Source organism: Streptococcus parasanguinis (assembly GCF_016648925.1).
In the GTDB taxonomy this organism is placed as follows: domain Bacteria; phylum Bacillota; class Bacilli; order Lactobacillales; family Streptococcaceae; genus Streptococcus.
The window spans coordinates 1-21646 of sequence record NZ_JACLQX010000005.1 but is presented as its reverse complement, the minus strand read 5'-3'; the positions used below and the strand labels follow the sequence as shown (position 1 = coordinate 21646).

20 protein-coding genes are annotated in these 21646 nt (G+C 42.5%); 3 read left to right on the top strand and 17 right to left on the bottom strand.

The window, feature by feature from the left end:
• Window positions 1-71: 71 nt before the first annotated feature.
• From H7T97_RS02810 to H7T97_RS02775, 8 genes are all read right to left on the bottom strand, one after another.
• The gene (locus H7T97_RS02810) at window positions 72-800 is read right to left on the bottom strand and encodes a metallophosphoesterase (protein ID WP_061455308.1); all 729 of its coding nucleotides are present in this window, start codon (window positions 798-800) and stop codon (window positions 72-74) included.
• 20 nt (window positions 801-820) lie between these two features.
• Window positions 821-2479: a DNA repair protein RecN gene (gene recN, locus H7T97_RS02805; protein ID WP_201089307.1), complete on the bottom strand. Its 1659-nt coding sequence runs from the start codon at window positions 2477-2479 to the stop codon at window positions 821-823.
• Between the two features lie 6 nt (window positions 2480-2485).
• The gene (locus H7T97_RS02800; protein ID WP_003006022.1) at window positions 2486-2920 is read right to left on the bottom strand and encodes an arginine repressor; all 435 of its coding nucleotides are present in this window, start codon (window positions 2918-2920) and stop codon (window positions 2486-2488) included.
• Window positions 2910-3728, bottom strand: a complete 819-nt coding sequence (locus H7T97_RS02795; RefSeq protein WP_201089305.1) for a TlyA family RNA methyltransferase — start codon at window positions 3726-3728, stop codon at window positions 2910-2912. Before H7T97_RS02795 ends, H7T97_RS02800 begins: the two co-directional genes overlap by 11 nt.
• On the bottom strand, window positions 3721-4596 hold the full coding sequence (locus H7T97_RS02790; RefSeq protein WP_201089304.1) for a polyprenyl synthetase family protein: 876 nt from the start codon (window positions 4594-4596) through the stop codon (window positions 3721-3723). Before H7T97_RS02790 ends, H7T97_RS02795 begins: the two co-directional genes overlap by 8 nt.
• Window positions 4593-4805: an exodeoxyribonuclease VII small subunit gene (locus tag H7T97_RS02785; protein ID WP_003006013.1), complete on the bottom strand. Its 213-nt coding sequence runs from the start codon at window positions 4803-4805 to the stop codon at window positions 4593-4595. Before H7T97_RS02785 ends, H7T97_RS02790 begins: the two co-directional genes overlap by 4 nt.
• Window positions 4783-6123: an exodeoxyribonuclease VII large subunit gene (gene xseA, locus H7T97_RS02780; RefSeq protein WP_201089302.1), complete on the bottom strand. Its 1341-nt coding sequence runs from the start codon at window positions 6121-6123 to the stop codon at window positions 4783-4785. Before xseA ends, H7T97_RS02785 begins: the two co-directional genes overlap by 23 nt.
• A gap of 152 nt (window positions 6124-6275) precedes the next feature.
• Complete coding sequence (locus H7T97_RS02775; RefSeq protein ID WP_201089300.1) at window positions 6276-7160, bottom strand: LysR family transcriptional regulator; 885 nt, start codon at window positions 7158-7160, stop codon at window positions 6276-6278.
• 172 nt (window positions 7161-7332) lie between these two features.
• Between H7T97_RS02775 and H7T97_RS02770 the strand changes: the two genes are divergently transcribed.
• Both H7T97_RS02770 and H7T97_RS02765 read left to right on the top strand, forming a co-directional pair.
• The gene (locus H7T97_RS02770; RefSeq protein ID WP_003017582.1) at window positions 7333-8955 is read left to right on the top strand and encodes a malolactic enzyme; all 1623 of its coding nucleotides are present in this window, start codon (window positions 7333-7335) and stop codon (window positions 8953-8955) included.
• A 21-nt stretch (window positions 8956-8976) separates the two neighbouring features.
• Window positions 8977-10251 carry a 2-hydroxycarboxylate transporter family protein gene (locus H7T97_RS02765; RefSeq protein ID WP_201089298.1) on the top strand — a complete coding sequence of 425 codons (1275 nt, stop codon included), beginning with the start codon at window positions 8977-8979 and terminating at the stop codon, window positions 10249-10251.
• A gap of 59 nt (window positions 10252-10310) precedes the next feature.
• Here H7T97_RS02765 and H7T97_RS02760 read toward each other — a convergent pair whose 3' ends face one another.
• The 9 genes from H7T97_RS02760 to H7T97_RS02720 form a co-directional block, all read right to left on the bottom strand.
• The gene (locus H7T97_RS02760; RefSeq protein WP_201089296.1) at window positions 10311-11765 is read right to left on the bottom strand and encodes a glycoside hydrolase family 32 protein; all 1455 of its coding nucleotides are present in this window, start codon (window positions 11763-11765) and stop codon (window positions 10311-10313) included.
• 9 nt (window positions 11766-11774) lie between these two features.
• The gene (locus H7T97_RS02755; RefSeq protein ID WP_161800641.1) at window positions 11775-12620 is read right to left on the bottom strand and encodes a carbohydrate ABC transporter permease; all 846 of its coding nucleotides are present in this window, start codon (window positions 12618-12620) and stop codon (window positions 11775-11777) included.
• 1 nt (window position 12621) lies between these two features.
• On the bottom strand, window positions 12622-13524 hold the full coding sequence (locus H7T97_RS02750; protein ID WP_014712989.1) for a carbohydrate ABC transporter permease: 903 nt from the start codon (window positions 13522-13524) through the stop codon (window positions 12622-12624).
• Window positions 13525-13609: 85 nt separating this feature from the next.
• Window positions 13610-14923: an ABC transporter substrate-binding protein gene (locus tag H7T97_RS02745; RefSeq protein WP_041826251.1), complete on the bottom strand. Its 1314-nt coding sequence runs from the start codon at window positions 14921-14923 to the stop codon at window positions 13610-13612.
• A 131-nt stretch (window positions 14924-15054) separates the two neighbouring features.
• Window positions 15055-16050 carry a LacI family DNA-binding transcriptional regulator gene (locus tag H7T97_RS02740; RefSeq protein ID WP_049486564.1) on the bottom strand — a complete coding sequence of 332 codons (996 nt, stop codon included), beginning with the start codon at window positions 16048-16050 and terminating at the stop codon, window positions 15055-15057.
• Between the two features lie 26 nt (window positions 16051-16076).
• Window positions 16077-16955, bottom strand: a complete 879-nt coding sequence (locus tag H7T97_RS02735; protein ID WP_049486565.1) for an NAD(P)H-hydrate dehydratase — start codon at window positions 16953-16955, stop codon at window positions 16077-16079.
• A gap of 52 nt (window positions 16956-17007) precedes the next feature.
• Complete coding sequence (locus H7T97_RS02730) at window positions 17008-17781, bottom strand: HAD-IIB family hydrolase (protein ID WP_201089294.1); 774 nt, start codon at window positions 17779-17781, stop codon at window positions 17008-17010.
• A 13-nt stretch (window positions 17782-17794) separates the two neighbouring features.
• Window positions 17795-18649 (bottom strand): bifunctional methylenetetrahydrofolate dehydrogenase/methenyltetrahydrofolate cyclohydrolase, encoded by an 855-nt coding sequence (locus H7T97_RS02725; RefSeq protein WP_201088198.1) that lies wholly within the window; start codon window positions 18647-18649, stop codon window positions 17795-17797.
• Window positions 18650-18814: 165 nt separating this feature from the next.
• Window positions 18815-19045 carry a DUF1797 family protein gene (locus H7T97_RS02720; RefSeq protein ID WP_003005989.1) on the bottom strand — a complete coding sequence of 77 codons (231 nt, stop codon included), beginning with the start codon at window positions 19043-19045 and terminating at the stop codon, window positions 18815-18817.
• Window positions 19046-19293: 248 nt separating this feature from the next.
• On the opposite strand from H7T97_RS02720, the gene H7T97_RS02715 reads away from it, so the two are divergent.
• On the top strand, window positions 19294-21552 hold the full coding sequence (locus H7T97_RS02715) for an ATP-dependent Clp protease ATP-binding subunit (protein WP_201089292.1): 2259 nt from the start codon (window positions 19294-19296) through the stop codon (window positions 21550-21552).
• Window positions 21553-21646 lie beyond the last annotated feature (94 nt).

Below are 21646 nucleotides of genomic sequence, written 5' to 3'. Positions count from 1 at the left end.
TAAGAATGTTCTGCTTTCATTATATCAAAAAACACGGGGTTTTGCAGTGAAAGATATCCATTCCTGCTTCCTCAGTCGTCTGCGGCAGAAAAACCTGTATTATGAAGGACATGGTCATGGACAATACCTTGATCATCCAAGAGCAATCCATGGAGGACTCCACCAAAGACAGCACCCCCATCGACACCCATCTTCCGATCTGAAATCCAAAGATTTTCGGTGCCGACTGGCTCATTGAGCAGTCCATAGACCGGTGTATGGCCAAAGACGATCCATTTGCCTGTATGATTCTCCGCTTCATGGAATGGTTTTCGGATCCAGACCTTTTGGTAATCACTGGTTTCTCGCCAATTTTCAAGGGTTAGATCCACACCAGCGTGGACAAAATAATAGGTCTCTGTCTCGTAGTCAAAAGGCAAACTACGGATGAAAGCCACCAAGTCAGGAACGGCGTTTTCTACTGCTTGCGCATCCGCAATCCCATCTACAGGAGCATCGAGTGGCCGGCCTAACAGAGAGTTGATGGTCGTATCGCCACCATTTCTTCGGTAGTGGTCATAACGCTCTTCTGGATTGTCCAACCAGGCTAAAAACATGTACTCGTGATTCCCGGAAAGGCAAACAGCTCCGTGATGGTCTACGTAGTCTTTTACGATTTCAATCGATCGTTTGCTGTTTTCGCCTCGATCTATCAAATCCCCTAAAAAGACCAATTGGGCTTTTCCATCCCACTCTGTCATGAGCTCTTCTAGCATTTGTGCTTTTCCGTGAATATCTCCGACTACAAAGTATCTTGACATTATTTCAAACCTTCTTTCTCTTAACGCTTGAGAAGTTGCTCTGCTTGTTGACGGGCAGCTTCCGTTAGATCCTCTCCTGCCAGCATCTTGGCAATTTCTTCGATTCGTTCTTCTCTATTGAGCAAACGCACAGTAGAGACAGTTGAGTGTTCATCACTGATTTTCTCAATATAGAATTGATAATCTGCTGCAGCGATGACTTGAGGCAGGTGAGAAATGGCAAGCACTTGGCCATTTTGACCAATCTTATGAATTTTCGCTGCAATCGCTTGGGCCACGCGCCCAGAGACCCCTGTATCCACCTCGTCAAAGACGATACTGGTTTTTCCTTCTTTTCGAGAAAAAGCAGACTTAATGGCCAACATCAAGCGTGACAATTCTCCGCCGGATGCTACCTTGACAAGGGGTTTAAAATCCTCACCTGGGTTGGTCGAAATGTAAAATTCGACAGCTTCATTTCCCTCACGATTAAACTTAGCCTTGCTAAAACGTACTTGAAAACGCGCCTTGTCCATGTAGAGATCTGCCAATTCTTGCTGGATTTCATTTTCCAAAGCTTGGGCCAGGGCATGCCGCTGATCACTCAAATCTTGAGCCAAGGTGACCAAACTTTTTTCCAAACGTTTGAGTTCTTTTTCCAAGTCCTCAGACGAGAGGTCACTTCCAGTGAGGAGGCTATATTCTTTGGTGATTTGCGCCAGGTATTCTAAGACGTCCTTGACTTGGCCACCATACTTGCGCGTGATGGAGTGGATCAAATCTAAACGTGATTCCACCTGCATGAGGCGATTGCCATCAAACTCCAGACCATCGACCACATCTTCTAAGCGCTTGGTAATATCCTCAAGGGCATAAAAGGTTTCTGATAACTGGCTTGAGAGCTCTTTGTAGCTGGGATCATATTCTTCGATGCTTTCCAGATCATTCATGGCTGAGCGCACATTGGAGAGGCTCGAAAACTCTTCTGCATCCAGCATGGTATAGGCATTGGTTAGGGTATCAGCAATCATCTTGTGATTAAGCAGGCGTTGGCGTTCTTGCTCCAGACGCAGGTCCTCATCCACTTCCAAGGCAGCTGCCTCAATCTCTGCGATTTGAAACTCCAACATCTCGATACGAGCCTTGTTTTCCTGCTGGTTGCGCTGGAGTTCCACCACTTGTTTGCGCAGGCGTTTGTAGTCTTCGAAGGTCTGACGATAAGCATCTTTAGTTTGGAAAAAGGCTGCATCCCCAAATTCATCCAGCATAGCGATATGCAATTGGGGCCGCATCAGTTCTTCCTGATCATGCTGCCCATGGATATCCACCAAGTGTTGGCCGACTGCCTTTAAGACAGACAAATTCACCATCTGACCATTGATCCGGCTGACACTTCGTCCATTTTGCAAGATCTCTCGGCGAATGATCAATTCATCAGTCCACTCTAGCCCTTGCTCTTCAAAGAGAGTCGTCAAGTGGCGATTGCTCTCAACGGTGAAGAGCCCTTCGATTTCTGCTTTTGGGGCTCCGTGTCGAATGACATCGGTCGTTGCGCGGCTTCCCAGCATCATGTTCATGGCATCGATAATGATGGATTTCCCTGCACCTGTTTCCCCTGTCAGTACCGTCATTCCCTTTTCAAAATTTAAGGAAATCTCTTCGATAATGGCAAAGTTCTTAATCGAAATTTCTAATAGCATAGGCTCTTACCACCCAAAGATTGATTTGAGGATATTCTCTGCTTCTGGTGCGGAATAAGCAATCAACAAGATCGTATCATCATCTGCAACAATACTAAAGATATGCTCCTTATAAATCTCCCGCAAGCGACGTTTGACTAGAGGAGCCGTCCCTGGAACCATGGTGAAATTGACATATTCTCCCATGCGACGATGAGACAAGATATTGCTTTCAATCATCCCAATCCCTTGGTGGTGCTTACGTGGCAATTCATAGACATAGGTCATATCTTTGAGAGGACGTTTTACGATGCCCAATTCTTTGATATCCCGTGATACCGTCGCTTGGGTTGCTGAGATGCCTTCTTCTTTCAAATGTTCGACGATCTCTTCTTGCGTCCCCACTTCATGATCGCGAATGAAGCGACGAATTTTTTCTAATCTGATATTCTTACTCTTCATGTTTAAATTCCTTGTGTGCCAGCTCCACAACAGCCTCCAGCTGCTCTGTAGTTGGCTTTGTTTTCTCTTCTTTTTTTTCTAGATACATCAAAAATTCGATGTTGCCATGACCTCCTTGGATAGGGGAATAATCCACTCCCTTTACCGCAAAGCCATGCGTTCCTGCAAATGTAGCGACCTTTTTAAGGACCGCTAAATGAATCTTAGGATCCTTAATGATCCCATTTTTCCCGATCTGTTCGCGTCCTGCCTCAAACTGAGGTTTGACCAAGGCCACGACTTGTCCATTTTCTGCCAAAATCCGGTGAAGGGCTGGCAGAATCAAGTCCAAGGAAATAAAGCTGACATCGATACTGGCAAAGCTCGGTGTCGCTTCAAAATCATCTGGCTCGGCATAGCGGAAATTGAACTGTTCCATCGAGACCACTCGAGGATCATTGCGCAATTTCCAGGCCAACTGATTGGTCCCGACATCCACCGAAAAGACCTGGCTGGCTCCGTTTTGCAGCATGACATCTGTAAAGCCACCTGTAGAAGCTCCAATATCAATCGCAATTTTACCTTCTACAGATAAACCAAATTGGTTCAGGGCTTTTTCTAATTTAAGACCGCCCCGGCTGACATATTTGAGCTTTTCACCCTTTAATTTCAACTCGGTTGCTTCATCAATTTTTTCACCCGGTTTATCGAAGCGCTCACCATTGATGACGGCAACGACAAGACCTGCCATCACCCCTCTTTTGGCTTGTTCGCGGGTATCAAATAGGCCTTGTTTATAGGCTAATACATCCACTCTTTCCTTAGCCATCTATTCGTAATCCTTCTATTAATTTCTTGATCGCTCGCGGATCAAAGTCGCAAGCAGTTGTAATCTGATCCAACAAGTCCTCGCAAGCGTCTAATTCACTTGTCAGCAAAGCTTTTGATTCTTCCAATCCCAACAGGGCTGGATAGGTCGATTTTTCAGCTACTAAGTCCTTTTGAGGGGTCTTACCCAAAGCTTCAAAATCAGCGACCAGATCCAAAATATCATCCCGCACTTGAAAAGCCAGGCCTAATTTTTTCCCGATTTTTTCTAAGAGCTGACCAATGTCTGCTTGCAACTCTAAAATCAAAGCTGCTGCAATGAAAGGATAGGCAAGGAGGCGCCCTGTCTTATTGGCATGGATAGTCTGCAATTCTGCTAGCGTGAGCTGTTTGTGCTCCCCTTCCATATCAAGGACTTGGCCAGCTACCATTCCACGACTACCGGAAGCATCTGACAATTCAAGAATCAAGGAGACCTTGACCGCATCAGGAAGGGCACTCGCAGCTATCATCCCAAAGGGATCGAGAAAAAGCGCATCCCCTGCTAAAATCGCCAGGTCTTCTCCGAATTTCTTATGATTGGTCAATTGTCCCCGACGGTAATCGTCATTGTCCATGGCTGGCAGATCATCGTGAATGAGACTTCCTGTATGGATCATCTCCAAAGCTCCTGCCACTTGAAAGTGAGGCTCTGTCAATTCCAGTCCAAAGGCCTCTAACAATTCTAGAAGGAGCAAGGGGCGCAGGCGTTTTCCACCTGCCTGAATCGAATAAAGGACCGAGTCCACTAAATGGGGGGCAACGGCTTTCTCCTCATAAAAAGAGCGAACTGCTTGCTCTACTCTATTTCGTTTTTCTTCTTGTCTCATGCTAGATCCGCTTCAGTACCATCTGCTTGCATGACCTTGACCAAGGTTTTCTCTGCTTGATCCAAGGTATCTTGCAATTCTTTTGACAACTTCATTCCTTTTTGGAATTCTGTAATAGCTTCTTCTAAAGCCACATCACCACTTTCCAATTTTTGGACAATGGCTTCCAAATCTGCTAAGTTTTCTTCAAATTTCTTTTCTTTCGACATGTTTTACCTCTACTTCTAACTGGCCATCTCTCATGATGAGTGACAGCGGGTCCCCTTCTGTTACTTTCGCAACCGAGTCTAGAACCTGATCGTCTTGCTTAACCATGGCATAGCCACGCGCAATAATCCTACTGGTATCGAGCATCAAGAGGGCTTCTGATAAGCCTTTTACCTTGATCTTTTGCTCTTTTAGGACTTGTTCCATTCGGTTGGTTAAGATTCTCTTATCTTGGAGCAGGCGGTCTTGGTAGCGCTCGATGCGATGCAAAGGAGACATGGCTTCTAGGCGATGACGCAGACCTTGCAGTTGATTGGCCCCTTGTCCATAAGCATCACGCATTCCTTGTTTCAAGCGCAATTGCAACTGGTCAATCTTTTGCAGGTAGCCATCATAGAGTCTTTCAGGCTGTCTAAAAATAACCGATTGACTTAATTTGGCCAAGCGTTCACGATTATAGGCCAAGCGATTGGACATGGCTGTTGCCATGCGATTTTCCTGCTTTTGTAAATGGGACAAGAGATCCAATTTGGTTACTGGAGTAGCCAATTCAGCAGCGGCTGTCGGAGTAGCGGCTCGTCGGTCTGCTACAAAATCGGCTAGAGTCGTATCTGTCTCATGTCCAACACTGGAGATAATCGGAATCCGCGATTCAAAAATGGCTCGCACCACTGCTTCTTCATTAAAAGCCCAGAGATCTTCAATTGAACCACCCCCACGACCGATAATCAAGACATCCAAATCATCCCGTTGGTTAGCCCTTTGAATATTAGCAACCACCTCACTAGATGCTCCTTCACCCTGAACCTTGGTCGGGTAGAGCACAATCTCTACACCAGGGAAGCGTCGGCTCACCGTTGTGATAATATCGCGAATCACGGCCCCACTTTGACTGGTGATGACCCCGATCTTTCTTGGAAATTGTGGCAGAGCTTGCTTCCATCGATCCTGAAAGAGCCCTTCTTCGGTCAACTTTTTCTTGAGTTGCTCAAATTGGATGGCCAAGGCCCCTACCCCATCTGGCTCAGCCTTTTCAATGACAATGGAATAACTCCCACTTGGCTCATAGAGCTGAATGCGACCGATGACGTTGATCTTCATGCCTTCTTCTAGCTCAAAACCAAAGCTTCGATAAACCCCAGCCCAGACCGTTGCCTGAATGACCGCTTTTTCATCTTTTAATGAAAAATACTGGTGGTTGGGACGTTTTCGGAAATTGGAGACCTGCCCTGTCAGATAAACCCTTTCCAAATAGGGATCCTTATCAAATTTTAATTTCAAATATTTGGTCAAACTTGATACGGATAAATAGTTGGACATAGGAACTCCTTTCTGCAGAATATGATCAAGTTTAATTATACCAAAAAACACCAAAAAAGGCTGGCAGACAAAGCGAAATCATGAATTTCCTTTCTCTACAAGTCTCATTTTATTCAAGAAACTTTCTATTTGTCTGTTTAACACCAGCTTCCTTATTTTTCACACTTCTCTAACCGTTCAATAAAGGAGCTAAGAAGCGCTTGGGGTTCCCCTTCATTTGGATAGGCATAACTAATATAGAAGACTGTTTTTTCCTCTTCAACCAGCGGAATTTTGACAAGATTTGGATATTCTGGAAAGAGAGTCAGATCGGTCATGAGACCAATTCCCAAATTTTCTTCGATGAAACTCAAGACCAAGTTGGAATCGGTCAAGACAACAGTAGACTGGGCTAAATCATCAAAGCGAGCATTCAAGCGTTTAAAAGCCGTCATGTGGACATGATGCTCATCTAACAGAATGAAGGTCTCCTCTAACACCTCTTTAAAAGAAATTTCCTTGCGATCTGCTAGTGGATGATCCTTTGAAACAATCACAAAAAATTCTTTTTTATACAAGAGCTGACTGGTCAAATGCGCGCGTGAAATGGGCTCTAAGCTTCCCAACAGACTAAAATCTAAATCTCCACGCACCAACAAACGCATCAAATCCCTGGAACCTAATTGCACCAATTGCGATTGACGAAAAATCTCAAGCTCTTCATCATGCGTCCCAAATTTTTTCATGATATCGCTAGTGATCAAAGGAGGTAGTCCAATGCGCAACAGATTCTTTTTACTTCGTTCAACAGCTTTTTCTGTCTTTTCGATTTCGATTAAAACTTCTCGCGCGTGATTGGCTAAAACCTTCCCCGGCTGAGTTAGGTGCAAGACACGATTAGAAGACGATTTTTCCACCAACTGACAAGCATAGTGGTCCTCTAAACGCTTGATGGCATAGGTTACAGTCGGTTGACTCACTTGAAAATAATGCGCCACGTCTGTATAAGACTTTAGCTTCGACAGTTGATAAAAATATTCCAAGTCTCGGATATTCATCTCTATCCCTCTATTTCTACAATTTCCATTTCCTTCATTCTAACACAAAACTCTTACTTATAAAATTTTTTTATAAGGACAAGGGAAGTTGACTATAAGAATTACCGAAGACTATAATGGCTTGCGTGAGAAAAAATCTTACAGATAAATTATTTATGAGGAGTATTTCGCAATGAAATCACATGAAATTTTAAACAATCCTTTCTTAAATAAAGGAACTGCTTTCACAATGGAAGAACGTAAAGAACTTGGCCTGATTGGTCTTCTTCCTCCATATGTTCAAACCATCGAAGAACAAGCTGAACAAGCTTACCAACATTTCTTGCGCAAACCATCAGACCTTGAAAAACGTCTTTTCTTGATGGAAATTTTCAATACAAACCGTACTCTTTTCTACTACCTCTTTAACCAACACATCGTTGAGTTCAACCCAATCGTCTATGATCCAGTGATCGCAGACACCATTGAACAATATTCTGAACTCTTTGTAGACCCACAATACGCAGCTTACCTTGATATTAACCACCCAGAAAATATCGAAGAAACATTGAAAAATGCGGCTGGCGATCGCGATATCCGCTTGATCGTTGCAACTGACGCAGAAGGAATCCTTGGTATTGGTGACTGGGGTGTCCAAGGGGTTGACATCTCTGTCGGGAAATTGATGGTCTACACGGCTGCTGCAGGCATTGATCCAGCTTGCGTTATGCCTCTTGTCATCGATGCTGGTACCAACCGTGAAGAATTGTTGAACAATCCAATGTATCTGGGGAACCGTCATGAACGTGTTCGTGGTGAAAAATACGATGCCTTTATCGATCAATTCGTTCAAACAGCTGGAAAACTTTTCCCTAAATTGTACCTTCACTGGGAAGACTTCGGTCGTTCAAATGCGGCTGATATCTTGAACCGTTACAAGAAAGAAATCCCAACTTTCAACGATGATATTCAAGGAACTGGGATCGTTGTCTTGGGTGGTATCTTTGGAGCGATGGATATCACTGGTGAAAAATTGACAGACCAAGTTTACCTTTGCTATGGTGGTGGTTCTGCTGGTGCTGGTATCGCAGACCGTGTTCACGCTGAAATGGTTGCTGAAGGGCTTTCTCCAGAAGAAGCTTACAAACGTTTCTTCATGATCGATAAACAAGGTCTTTTGTTTGACGATATGGAAGATTTGACGCCAGCTCAAAAACCATTTGCTAAAAAACGTTCTGACTTCGAAGGTAAAGGCGATATGACCAATCTTCTTGAAGTGATCAAAACAGTGAAACCAACGATCTTGGTAGGAACTTCTACAAACCCAGGTGCCTTCACTAAAGAAGTGGTTGAAGCCATGTGTGAAAACACTGAACGCCCAGTTATCTTCCCAATTTCTAACCCAACCAAGAAATTGGAAGCAACAGCCCAACAAGTCATCGAATGGTCAGACGGTAAAGCCTTTGTCGCTACCGGTGTCCCTTCAGGAACCATTAGCTACAAAGGTGTGGACTACGAAATCGGTCAAGCCAATAACGCTTTGATCTACCCAGGTCTTGGTCTTGGTATGTTGGCCTCTGAAGCCAAATTGTTGACAGACGAAATGATCGGGGCAGCTGCTCACTCATTGTCAGGCATCGTCAATCCAGGTCAACCAGGTGCGCCAGTCCTTCCACCATTCCAATATGTAGCAGACGTGTCTATCAAGGTAGCAGAAGCTGTTGCCAAGAAAGCTCAAGAACAAGGGCTTGCACAAGCTAAAGAAACAGATATGGCCAAAGCTGTACGTGACCTTAAATGGTATCCTAAATACTAATAAGGAGCTGACTGAACAACCATGAAAAAATTGAATGAAATCAAAATTTCCGGTGTCAGTCTTCCTCTATATGCATTCATCGTCATCGTTCTTGCGGTGACGATTGCTATGGGGAAACTCCCACTCAATATGCTTGGACTAACCCTCCTTTTGGTCGTCATGGGGCATCTTCTCTACTTTATCGGTGAGAAACTTCCAATTATGAATTCTTACCTAGGTGGGGGATCCGTCTTCACCTTACTAGGAGCTACTCTTCTAGCGACCTTCCATGTTATTCCAGCAAACATTATCACAGCTACCAAGGGCTTTTTGGGAGATTCCTTTGGCTTTCTAGATTTTTATATCGCAGCCTTGATTTGTGGGGCTATTCTAGGGATGAATCGCAATCTCCTAGTGAAAGCTTCCGCTCGCTTTATTCCTGTTTCCTTGGTCACCATGGTCATTGGGGCTCTCTCTGTTGGGATCGTTGGAAGCCTTTTGGGACAAGGATTTGGACATTCGATTCTCTATGTTTCCTTCCCACAAATGGTCGGAGGAATGGGAGCTGGAATCCTGCCTCTTTCAAAGATCTATGCTGCCAATCTCCACGGAAGCCAAGCAGCTATCTTCTCTCAATTGGCACCCGCTACCACACTTGGTAATATCCTTGCCATCATTGGTGCTGTTTTGATCGTCAAAGTCTTTGCAGATAGTCCTTACAATGGTCACGGTGTCTTGATTCCCGTCAATAAAGATGAATTGAAGAAAGAAAAACTCACCCTTGATCCGATCCAAATCGGAGTTGGAATGATGTTTGCCTTTAGTATTTTTCTTCTCGGGGTCATCTGCAATGCCTTTGTTCCAAAAATCCACAGTTATGCCTTCATGATTATCATCGTCTTTATTCTGAAAGCTTTCAATGCTGTCCCAAAACCTTTGGAAAACTGTGTGCTCATGTTCAACCAAGTCATTATGACCAACCTTACCCATGCAGTCTTAGCTGGGATCGGACTTTCCTTGATTGATCTTTCAACTCTCGCTAAGGCGATGACCTGGCAATTCATTCTCCTAAGCTTGACTTCTGTTCTAGCTATGGGGCTTGCTTCTGCTGTGATCGGAAAACTGGTTGGATTGTATCCAGTCGAGACTGCTATCGGATCTGGTATGATCAATAACTCGATGGGAGGAACCGGAAATATCGCTGTTCTCTCCGCATCCGATCGCATGGAAATGATCGCCTTCGCCCAAATGGCCAACCGACTGAGCGGGGCTATCATCCTCATTCTCGGAGGACTCCTCGCTTCTGTCCTCTCTTAAAGAATAAAAAGACAAGTCACAAGACTTGTCTTTTTATTCTTTAGGAGGCTATTGATTTTCTATTTTTGATAGGTTTTTACGACCAATTCGACCCATTCATCTGCCGTGATGGTATAGACAGGATTCTCAGTCGTTTCATAAAAGGTCATCGAGAGAGTTTTACCATCCACGAATACTTCAATTGAGTTGGTATCTCGGAGAATTGAAAAATGAAGTTCTTTTTCAGGATCCAACTGAATCCATCTCGATTGAAATGCTGGATTTTCTTTTCCAGAAATGAGGTGTCCAAATTGGTCTCGACTTAAGCTAAAGCGTTTTTGAGAGGCGTCGTAAACCAATTGCAAGACACTATCAGGATCAGTTTCATCACCATATCCAAGGATAAAGGAGCGACCCGGTTTGGCATTTAGTTCAAACAAGGTTTGTTTCCCTCTCGCTGGGATCGTGATCTGATTGCCCTTAACAACGGTTTCTGACGCATGCTCTACAAGAAAGTGTTCTTTCACTGACTCAGGTAACTCCTGAACCAATCGTCCGTCTTTCAAGGACAATTTTCTTGGAAGAGTCATACTACCTGCCCACCCATGAGCTAAATCATGACTGGGGATAGACCGGTGCCACATTTGCATCCAGGCAACCATGAATCGTTCGCCATTTGGTCCTTGACAAGTTTGAGGGGCATAGAAATCCAAACCACCATCGATTTCATCATAGGAATCGACACGAAAGTGCCCCGTTTCCCAATTCATGTCACCGATAAAGGCAACCGTCGAATTTAAATTCCAGTATTTTTCTTGCTGCCTTTCCATTTCAATGGGAGACAGGATCAAGACCCATTTGCCATCTAAAGGGAAGAAATCAGGACACTCCCACATAATCCCTTGCCCTTTTTCACCTTCTAGAAGGACTGATGTAAAGTCCCAATCTACTAGATTACTTGATGCAAATAGGAGAATTTGACCTCTGTCATCTGGTGTCTTAGAAGCAACGACAGCATAATAGTTTCCTTGATATTCAAATACTTTAGGATCACGAAAATCTGCAATATCTGCGATCCCCTCAATATGTTGAGCATGGATCACTGGATTAGTAGGCAACTTTTCAAAGGTAATGCCATCTGTTGACACCGCAAGACACTGAGTCTCTTCCCGCTTTTCCTCATCGTCTACATGACCAGTATACAGCAAATAGAGCTTGTCATCTTTCACAATAGCACTACCCGAGAAACAACCATCCTTATCATAGCTTTCACTTGGCGCTAATGCTACTGGCAGTTCTTCCCAATGGAGAAGATCTTTTGATTTGGCATGCCCCCAATGCATGGGCCCCCAAACACTATCATAGGGATAGAATTGGTAAAACAAATGATATTCCCCACGGAAATAAACAAAGCCATTTGGATCGTTCATCCAACCGATTGGAGGTAGCAAATGAAATGCTCCTCTATATTGCTGGTTGACCTTCTCCCTGTTTTCATCGATATACTGATTTGCTTTCCGAATGCTTTCCTTCATACTGATCACCTACTTAATACCTGTACCAGATCCACCTAGACCTTGAATAATATATTTTTGTGCTACGATATATACTAGAATAAGTGGAATTGTAGAAATTGTCAAAACAGCCATTACTTGATTGATATAAACTGGTTGAGTTGTATTAATGGTTGTAATCGCCACCTGCATTGAAAATTTTGACGAATCGGTTAAAACCATCAACGGCCAGATATAATCATTCCAACTAGAAATAAAGGAAAGAACACCTACTGTTGCGACTGCCGGTTTCGACATCGGCAACATAATCTTGAAAAAGATCCGTAAGATACTTGCGCCATCTATTTTTGCAGATTCGATAATTTCTTCTGGAATGGCAATAAAGAAGTTTCGGAAAAGATAAATATTAAAGACACTAGCTAATCCAGGGATAATAACCGCTAAACGATTATTGACTAAGCCAAGTGAATTAATAATTGTAAATTGAGGAATCAACACTGTTTCCATCGGAATGATTAACAAGGCCAATAAAAAGCCAAACAGAATTTTTTTACCTGTAAAATTAATTTTTGCAAATGCAAATCCCGCTAAGGCGTTTACTATAATAGACCCAAGTGCAAATGTTCCTGCATAAAAAATACTGTTCCCTAGATATGTTAGAATACTAAAACGGGCAAGAACTTCTTGGTAAGGTTTAAACCAATCAGCTGGATTAAAACTAGGTAAGAAAGCTTTCCAACTTGTTAAATTCTTATACACATCTGCTTCTGGCTTCATTGCTGAAACCACCATCCAGATCATAGGAAATAGAAAGAGGCCTGCTAATAGAATTAATAAAACATATTCTAAAATAGTAGTCGGTTTTAAACGTTTCATCCTAATCATCCTCCTTCAAAACTCGCCGTTGTACAAGACTAATCATACCAATCAATGTTGTAAATACTAAGGCAATCGAACTTGAGTAACCAACAAGACGGTCAGTGAAACCTTGTTGATAAATGTAATATACCATAGTGATTGTTGAGTTCAATGGACCACCTTGAGTCATGACCATTGGTTGCACAATCAATTTAAATGCTGAAATCAATGTCGTCAAGAGTACAAACAAGGCAGTTGGTTTCAATAAAGGCATCGTGATATATCTAAATTGAGCCCATTTTGAAAATCCATCCAACTCTGCCGCCTCATAAATATCTTGTGGAATATTTTGCATTCCTCCAAGGAATAACAACATTTGATAACCTGCACCTTGCCATGCAGAAACAAATACAATGGCATACATGGCTTGTTTTGGACTTGTCAAGAATGGTTGTGAAGAAATACCAATTTTATTCAGTAGAGCATTGAGCAAACCATTATTTGGATTTAACAAGTATAACCAGAGGATAGAGATAACGACAAGAGACATCACAACAGGAGCAAAAAATGCTACCTTAAAGAACATATTTCCTTTACGTTTCTTATTAACAATTAAGGCCATCCCGAGAGCCGCACCAAGTTGCACTGGAATAATCCAAACTACAAATTTCAAGGTATTCAAGAAGCTTTTTATAAAGATTGGATCTTGTGCTAAGCGCATGAAATTTTGTAATCCTACAAATTTTCTATCCTCAGGCGTTAATAGGTAATAATCTGTAAAGGCATAATAGATCACCATACCAACAGGTATCACTAAAAAGATGAAAAGCAATATTAAAGCTGGAGCTAAAAAGCTATAGCCCATAATATTTTCTTTAAGGCGTTCTTTCTTTTTTGTTTCGACTTTATTTTTTTCGCTCATTGTTCGTCTCCTAAGATGAAACTATTAAATAAAATAAGGTGGAAGGTACATTCCATAACTTACCTTCCACCTTTTTGAATGTCAACTATTTATTTAAAGATTGGTCGATTGCTGTTTGCATTTCTTTCGCACGAGCATCTAATACTTTTTGTACATCTGGATTATCTTTATAATAGCTGATATCTTGCATTGCTTGTTGGAAAGCGCGTGAAACTTGTGGATAAGCTACTACAACTGGACGAGCATGAGCTGTTTTAGCATTTTGTTCCATCAAGAAACGCATTGGCTCAGATACTTTGTCCTTAATATTTTTAATTGTTGATTTTCTGATTGGAAGAACACTGTTACCTAAGCTTAGAATTTCACTAGATTCAGTATTTGTAGCAAACTTAACAAATTCAGCGGCTGCTTCTTTTTTATCAGATTTTGTTGTAACGGCTAATTGCCAACTACCTGAAGGTGATACCAATTTCTTCGTTTTATCTGAAACTGGATAAGGAAGAATACCAAAATCAATATCTTTGTAATTTGTTTGTAGGTCTGCAATCGTCCAAGAACCGCTCAGAACCATAGGATATTCACCGGTTTCAAAACCTTTTTCAACAGGACTAACTGTCGTATATCCATCCTTCACAAGATCTTGAATAAATTGAACAGCTTCAACACTTTCTTTGCTATTGAAGTAGCCTTCCGCTTTTGTTCCTTTAGAATTCACAACAGATCCACCATTTGACCAAATAAGAGGCATGTAAGCATATGGCAACATCTCATCGTTTGAATTCAAACGGAAATCAATTGCTGGTTTGTTAAAATGATCTTTTAATTTCTTAGCAATGGCATTAAACTCAGACCATGTCCATGGTTTTTCTAGGGTTGGCAAACTAGCTTCATCAATCCCTGCTTCCTTAAACATTTTCTTATTATAGTAAACACCTACATTGGATTCTGAATAACCAAATGCATAAAATTTACCATCATAAGTTCCCTGTTGTTTAATACTGTCCAGTACATCATCCATATTATCGTCTTTTAGATAATCATCCAAAGGAGCAATCACTTTTGATTTTGCATAGGCTGCAGTATTAGGACCATCTAGTGTAATGACATCTGGTAAACTATTTGTCGTAACAGCGGCGTTAACCTTATCTTCATATCCACCACCACTACCGCTACGTGGAATAAATTCTGTCACAACCTTATATTTCGTTTTCTTTGATTTGTTGAAATTATCAACAACTTGTTGCCAAGCTTTTCCCTCAGCTGTTTCATCTGAGAACTGAACCCAGACTTTAATCTCATTTGAAGAACTTGCAGTTTTGGATTTTGATCCCCCACCACATCCTGCAAGCAATCCTAATGATAGTGCTGCAACTACAGATAACTTAATACCTTTACGCATAGCGTCCTCCTTTTTGAAACGTTTCATTTTTTGGTTATATTTTTAACTCAAGCTAAAATAGTTGAGTTTTTTGAAACGTTTCATTTTATAGCTAAATTATAACAGCGCTTTCATAATTTGTCAAGCACTTTTTATAATTTTTTTGTAGTGTTCCCTTCAAAGAAATGTACGGGCAAACTAATCACATTCTTTTCTATTTTTTCTTGTCGAATCAATTTGAGTAATAAATCTACTGCCGCTTGGGCCATCTGAGCTATTTCTTGAACAATGGTCGAAAGTAAGTACGGTTGATCAAAAGCAGGTCTTAAGCCATCAAAACCAATAATTTGATAGTCCTCTAGAGGAGTTTTTCCCATCTCCGTCAAAACTTTTATAACACGTAGAGCCATAAAATCATTTACTGTAAAAATCCCATCAATCTGAGGATGAGCTTCGAAAAAAGACTTAATTTGTCTTTCTGCTTGATCTAACGGTTCTGGCATTTCAAGACTACAGATTTTTGTATTTTGCCGTTTAGCTTCATCTTTAAACCCCCTTCCGCGTTCCGTTGTTTCATTCAAATGTTTGTTCACACCACTAATGTAAGCTAAATTTTGGCAACCTCGTTTGACTAACTCTCGGCAAGCCAGTTGACCACCATGATAATTTTCAGAGGTTACGTAATAGACATTTTCAGAAAAATGACGGTCAATACTAACAAAAGGTAAATTAGAGGAGATATACTTATCGATATCTGAATAGGTGATCCCAATGATCCCATCTACCTTATTTTTTTCAAGTAATTTTATGTACTCTATCTCGTTTTGAGCATCTTTATCTGCATTACAAATCAATAATTTACATTGATTTTTCAACAATTCCTTTTCTACATGATATGCAAACTCAGAAAAGAATGGATGCCAAATGGTTGGAATAAGTAAAGCGATAATATTACTACGATTCGTTTTTAATCCTCTCGCATATTCATCTGGCACATAAGAAAGTTTTTCAATCGCTTGTTGAACTTTTTTTAATGTCACCTCTTTAATGCCTTTTTCGTTATTGATGACACGAGAAACGGTCCCAACACTAACCCCAGCTTCTGCTGCAACATCTTTCATCGTAATCGATTTTTTTTGCTCATTCATTTTCTCACCTCCTTTCATCCATACTATCATGAAAACGTTTCATTTTCAACATTTTCGTTTGAATTGTCACTCCACTTCTTCATCCATTTGGGGATTTCTTGGCTGATGGTCGTCGGTAGAACCACATAGGCCTCCTTGCTCAAGTCTTCTGCAATGGCTGAATGGAGATAGGTCGCAACCACCACGCGCTCATAGAGACTGACCTGTGGAAATTGACCCGCAAATCCTGCGATCATCCCTGCCAAGGTATCTCCCATACCCCCTGTTGCCTGATAGGGACCACCAACATCTAGCTGATAGCCCTCATCTTGCCCACTTGTCCAAATGCGGGTGTGTGGCCCTTTTTCTACAATGACAGTCCCTTTAGGAAAACTTTGAACCGCTTCTCGACTTCTATCTTCAGTCTGGCTTGTTAGATCAAGCCCTGACAGTTTTTCCCATTCCTTTTGATGAGGGGTAAAGACCAACTGAGCCTCTGGCAGGTCAAACTGAGAAGCTGCAAAAAGACTAATAGCTCCGCCATCTAATATCAAGACCTGCTGGCTAGAGACATGCTCAAAAATCATGTGTAAGATCGCTTGGCTTTCTCTTGCTTCCTTTAAGCCCGGTCCTACGAGAATCACACCGGCTGTTTGGAGCTGCTCACAAAGGAGTTCGTGATCGGCTAGATCAAAGCCCATGGCTTCAGGAAGATGGCTATGAAGGGCTGTCAGATTATCAGGATCTGTTGCGACAGTAACCAGCCCCGCACCACTATGAACCGCAGCAAGGGCTGCCATAATAATAGCTCCTCCATAGGGGTAAGTTCCCCCAATCAAGAGCAGGCGACCAAAATCGCCCTTATAAGAATTCTCCTCTCGCTTCACAATAACACGCTGGATCTCTTCTTTCTGAACTCTTTTCATACCTTCCTCATTTCTAGCGAAAAAGGAGAAGCCACGACTCCCCCTCCTTCTTTTATTTTCCTCTAAATTCTGCGAAGACTTGCAAGATCTTAGCAGCAACAGCTTGTGGATGATTTTGCTTGGCCACTAATTGATCATCAGCGTAAGGCCGAAGGGATGGAAAATCGCCAATTTGAACTGCATAAATAGCTTTTTCAAAGAGCTCAATATCGTTTTGATCATTACCAAAAACCACGAAATTTTCTCCACAGAGTTCTTCGACTGTTGTCGCTTTATGAGTGTTTGCTGGATTGAGATAGATACATTTTTCATGAGCATGATAACGAATGTGGGCCTTATTGGACTGTTCAATTCGCTCGATGATCTCATCTACCAATTCCTCATGACCCCCCATATAGATCACAACCTTAATCGGATCCGTCAGGTCCTCTAATGAACGATACTGGGCTTTTTTGAGGGGATCCACATTCGCAATAAAAGGAACCTTTTCCAAAATCTGACCACTATAATCAAAGGTATCGTCCACAAAAAATGGTAGATTGTAATGGCGGCAAAAGCCAAGGACTTCCCGATATACATCCTTGTCCAATTGTTCCTCATATACCAATTGCCCCTGGCGATAGGCCAATCCACCATTTAAGCCTATCACGAGTTGCTGACTCAATGGGTCCCCTAAAAGGCCCAAGCAGTCCCGGTAAGAACGTGCAGAAGCAAAGGCGACTTCATGGCCAAATTCTTCTGCTCTCAATAAGACCTGTTTGATTTCATCATCGATTGTGACACCATCGAATGACAGGGTTCCATCTAAATCAAATACAAACTTCATCTTGTTCACACTTTCATTTTTTTAAGGCACGAACAGCTGCTTCATAGGTCTGCTCCATCAGCATGGTGACGGTCATAGGCCCAACCCCTCCTGGTACCGGAGTAATATGACTGGCCAAAGGTGCAACGGAGTCAAAATCGACATCCCCACACAATTTGCCATTCTCATCGCGATTCATTCCGACGTCAATAACAACGGCGCCTTCTTTCACGAAGTCTGCTGTTACAAATTTCGCACGACCGATCGCAACAACCAAGATATCTGCTCTTCTAGCAATTTTAGGCAGATGATGGGTCCGGGAATGGGTCAAGGTTACCGTCGCATTTTTGGCGAGGAGCAACTGCGCCATTGGTTTTCCAACGATATTGGAACGACCAATCACGACTGCTCGCTTCCCTTCTAGATCAATCCCGTACTCTTTGAACATCTCCATGATCCCAGCGGGAGTTGAAGGCACCATGAGAGGATTTCCAGCCCACAAGCGTCCCATATTCAATGGATGAAAGCCATCCACATCTTTTGTCGGATCAATGGCTAAAAGGACTGCATCCGCATCGATATGCTTAGGCAGTGGCAACTGCACCAAAATCCCATGCCAAAGGGGATCTTGATTGTAGTGTTCGATCACTTCTAATAATTCAGCTTGGCTAATGCTTTCAGGAAGTCGTCTCACTTCACTCCGAAAGCCTGCCGCAATAGCAGAACGCTCTTTATTTCTTACATAGATTTTGCTAGCTGGATTATCTCCTACTACGATGACAACGAGGCCAGGCACAACTCCTGTCTCTTCTTTTAATCGTGCTGTTTTCTCCGCAATCTCACCCTGTAATTTTGTAGCGAGCGCCTTCCCATCAATGATTGTCGTCATGTCAATTCTCTTTCTAGTCAAGTAATGAAAATAGTCCTCTCTATTATAGCAGATTTCAACTCTCAAACCTAACTGTTCCTAATTAGAATTTCTTATAGACGAAAACTATAGCCAGATGGACAAAAAATGAGCTTGAGACCACCCCAAACTCATCCACACAGCTGCTTAGTAAAGCAATTCATAAATTTCCATTGCAATTAAATCAATGCTATCAAATGTATAGGTTTCACGCGCTTCAACATCACGAAGTGTAAAGGTTGAACCTTCTTCTTCATTGTGGTTGTAGGCTACTTCAGCGACAACAACACCGTCACGTTCAAAATTACGTTTTAAGTTTCCACCGTCTTTTGTCATCGTCTCCAAACGGTTAATAATCCGTACTAAATGTGATTCCATTTTATTTCTCCTCTTTACTTTCTACTCTCCTATTTTATCATAAAAGAGAAAGCTCTTCCAATAAAAATTCACATTTTTCCATTGATTTGCTCTCTTCTTCACTCCTTAGCGACATTCCGTAGCAAATTCTTGCAAACTTCTAGAATACTGATATAATGAAACTATAAATCTTTGACTATTTTTGACCTTTCAAAAATAGGCTCGTCTCTTGATGGAAAACCATCAAAAACCTACTGTGAGGTATGTATATGCTTTGTCAAAATTGTAAAATAAATGAATCAACCATCCATTTATATACAAATGTAAATGGACGTCAGCAGCAAGTAGACCTCTGTCAAAATTGCTATAAAATTATGAAAACAGACCCTAATAACAGCTTCTTGAAAGGCATGACCCAACGGAGCCAACTCACTGGAGATCCTTTTGAAGATTTCTTCAATAACCTTGGAAACTTCCAAAGTCCGCAAGAACCTCAAACCCCTCCAACTCAATCCGGAGGCAGTTATGGAGGTGGCGGCTACGGCCAAAACAATAACCGTGGTGGTGGTCAAGACCCTCGTCAAGCACGCCCTCAAAAGCCAAAAGGACTGTTAGAAGAGTTCGGCATCAATGTCACAGAAATTGCCCGCAAAGGGGATATTGACCCTGTCATTGGCCGTGACGAGGAGATTATCCGTGTCATCGAAATCCTCAACCGTCGAACCAAGAACAATCCGGTTCTGATTGGAGAGCCTGGGGTCGGAAAAACTGCCGTAGTGGAAGGCCTGGCTCAAAAAATCGTCGATGGCGACGTTCCACATAAATTGCAAGGAAAAGAAGTCATCCGCCTAGACGTCGTCAGCCTCGTTCAGGGCACAGGCATCCGTGGTCAATTCGAAGAACGCATGCAAAAATTAATGGATGAAATTCGTCAACGTGAAGATGTGATTCTGTTCATCGACGAAATCCATGAAATTGTTGGCGCAGGATCAGCTGGTGAGGGCAATATGGACGCTGGAAATATCCTCAAACCAGCCTTGGCGCGTGGAGAACTCCAATTAGTCGGTGCTACTACCCTCAATGAATACCGTATTATTGAAAAAGATGCAGCCTTGGAACGTCGGATGCAGCCCGTTAAGGTCGATGAGCCAACGGTTGAAGAAACCATTACCATCCTCAAGGGCATCCAGAAAAAATACGAAGACTACCACCACGTCCACTATACAGACGGGGCCATCGAAGCGGCAGCTATTCTTTCAAACCGCTACATCCAAGATCGCTTCCTGCCAGACAAGGCCATTGATTTGTTGGATGAAGCGGGATCTAAGATGAACCTGACCCTAAACTTTGTGGATCCAAAAGTGATCGACCAGCGCTTGATTGAAGCGGAAAACCTCAAAGCTCAAGCGACACGCGAAGAAGACTTTGAAAAAGCAGCCTACTTCCGCGACCAAATCGCGAAATACAAGGAAATGCAAGGTCAACATGTCACCGATCAGGAAACCCCTGTCATCAGTGAAAAAACTATTGAACACATAGTTGAACAAAAGACCAATATTCCTGTTGGTGATTTGAAAGAAAAAGAACAGTCTCAATTGATCAATCTGGCTTCTGATTTGAAAGCTCATGTGATCGGTCAAGATGATGCAGTAGATAAAATCGCGAAAGCCATTCGACGCAATCGTGTCGGCCTAGGATCGCCAAATCGTCCAATCGGAAGCTTCCTTTTTGTCGGACCAACCGGTGTCGGGAAGACCGAATTGTCTAAACAATTGGCGATTGAACTCTTTGGTTCTGCAGACAATATGATCCGCTTTGATATGAGCGAATACATGGAAAAACACAGCGTAGCGAAACTAGTCGGAGCTCCTCCGGGCTATGTGGGCTACGATGAAGCTGGACAACTAACTGAAAAGGTCCGCCGCAATCCATACTCTCTCGTTTTGCTGGATGAAGTTGAAAAAGCCCATCCAGACGTCATGCACATGTTCTTGCAAGTCTTGGATGATGGCCGTCTGACAGATGGTCAAGGCCGCACTGTCAGCTTTAAAGATACCATTATCATCATGACCTCTAATGCTGGAACTGGCAAAGCTGAGGCCAATGTTGGTTTTGGAGCAGCTCGAGAAGGACGCACCAACTCTGTACTTGGAGAACTCGGTAACTTCTTTAGCCCCGAATTCATGAACCGTTTTGATGGCATCATTGAATTCCAACCTCTATCAAAAGAAAACCTGCTTCAAATCGTTACCCTCATGCTCGATGAAGTCAATCAACGTCTCGCACAAAATGAGATTCATCTGGACGTGACAGAGAAGGTGAAAGAAAAATTGGTCGATCTGGGATACGATCCAAAAATGGGGGCCCGCCCACTCCGTCGTACCATCCAAGACCATATCGAAGATGCTATTACCGATTATTACCTGGAACATCCAAGTGAAAAACAACTCAAAGCCGTCATGACCAGCAATGGGAAAATCTCTATCAAGTCTGCTCACAAACCAGTTGAACAGACTTCAGAATCATAATCAGTAAATGTACATTCAGAGAGTGGGACAGAAATCGGTAATTCGTTAGAATTCGATTTCGTCGTCCCACCTCCGCACAGTTGAGTAGGGCTGT

What these genes read in the sequence shown, in the direction of transcription:
- H7T97_RS02785 (WP_003006013.1), bottom strand. Translation starts at nt 4,805, where the DNA reads ATGTCGAAAGAAAAGAAATTTGAAGAAAACTTAGCAGATTTGGAAGCC.
- H7T97_RS02775 (WP_201089300.1), bottom strand. Translation starts at nt 7,160, where the DNA reads ATGAATATCCGAGACTTGGAATATTTTTATCAACTGTCGAAGCTAAAG.
- H7T97_RS02720 (WP_003005989.1), bottom strand. Translation starts at nt 19,045, where the DNA reads ATGGAATCACATTTAGTACGGATTATTAACCGTTTGGAGACGATGACA.
- H7T97_RS02735 (WP_049486565.1), bottom strand. Translation starts at nt 16,955, where the DNA reads ATGAAAAGAGTTCAGAAAGAAGAGATCCAGCGTGTTATTGTGAAGCGA.
- xseA (WP_201089302.1), bottom strand. Translation starts at nt 6,123, where the DNA reads ATGTCCAACTATTTATCCGTATCAAGTTTGACCAAATATTTGAAATTA.
- H7T97_RS02755 (WP_161800641.1), bottom strand. Translation starts at nt 12,620, where the DNA reads ATGAAACGTTTAAAACCGACTACTATTTTAGAATATGTTTTATTAATT.
- recN (WP_201089307.1), bottom strand. Translation starts at nt 2,479, where the DNA reads ATGCTATTAGAAATTTCGATTAAGAACTTTGCCATTATCGAAGAGATT.
- H7T97_RS02725 (WP_201088198.1), bottom strand. Translation starts at nt 18,649, where the DNA reads ATGACGACAATCATTGATGGGAAGGCGCTCGCTACAAAATTACAGGGT.
- H7T97_RS02750 (WP_014712989.1), bottom strand. Translation starts at nt 13,524, where the DNA reads ATGAGCGAAAAAAATAAAGTCGAAACAAAAAAGAAAGAACGCCTTAAA.
- H7T97_RS02765 (WP_201089298.1), top strand. Translation starts at nt 8,977, where the DNA reads ATGAAAAAATTGAATGAAATCAAAATTTCCGGTGTCAGTCTTCCTCTA.
- H7T97_RS02730 (WP_201089294.1), bottom strand. Translation starts at nt 17,781, where the DNA reads ATGAAGTTTGTATTTGATTTAGATGGAACCCTGTCATTCGATGGTGTC.
- H7T97_RS02760 (WP_201089296.1), bottom strand. Translation starts at nt 11,765, where the DNA reads ATGAAGGAAAGCATTCGGAAAGCAAATCAGTATATCGATGAAAACAGG.
- H7T97_RS02810 (WP_061455308.1), bottom strand. Translation starts at nt 800, where the DNA reads ATGTCAAGATACTTTGTAGTCGGAGATATTCACGGAAAAGCACAAATG.
- H7T97_RS02800 (WP_003006022.1), bottom strand. Translation starts at nt 2,920, where the DNA reads ATGAAGAGTAAGAATATCAGATTAGAAAAAATTCGTCGCTTCATTCGC.
- H7T97_RS02795 (WP_201089305.1), bottom strand. Translation starts at nt 3,728, where the DNA reads ATGGCTAAGGAAAGAGTGGATGTATTAGCCTATAAACAAGGCCTATTT.
- H7T97_RS02715 (WP_201089292.1), top strand. Translation starts at nt 19,294, where the DNA reads ATGCTTTGTCAAAATTGTAAAATAAATGAATCAACCATCCATTTATAT.
- H7T97_RS02745 (WP_041826251.1), bottom strand. Translation starts at nt 14,923, where the DNA reads ATGCGTAAAGGTATTAAGTTATCTGTAGTTGCAGCACTATCATTAGGA.
- H7T97_RS02740 (WP_049486564.1), bottom strand. Translation starts at nt 16,050, where the DNA reads ATGAATGAGCAAAAAAAATCGATTACGATGAAAGATGTTGCAGCAGAA.
- H7T97_RS02770 (WP_003017582.1), top strand. Translation starts at nt 7,333, where the DNA reads ATGAAATCACATGAAATTTTAAACAATCCTTTCTTAAATAAAGGAACT.
- H7T97_RS02790 (WP_201089304.1), bottom strand. Translation starts at nt 4,596, where the DNA reads ATGAGACAAGAAGAAAAACGAAATAGAGTAGAGCAAGCAGTTCGCTCT.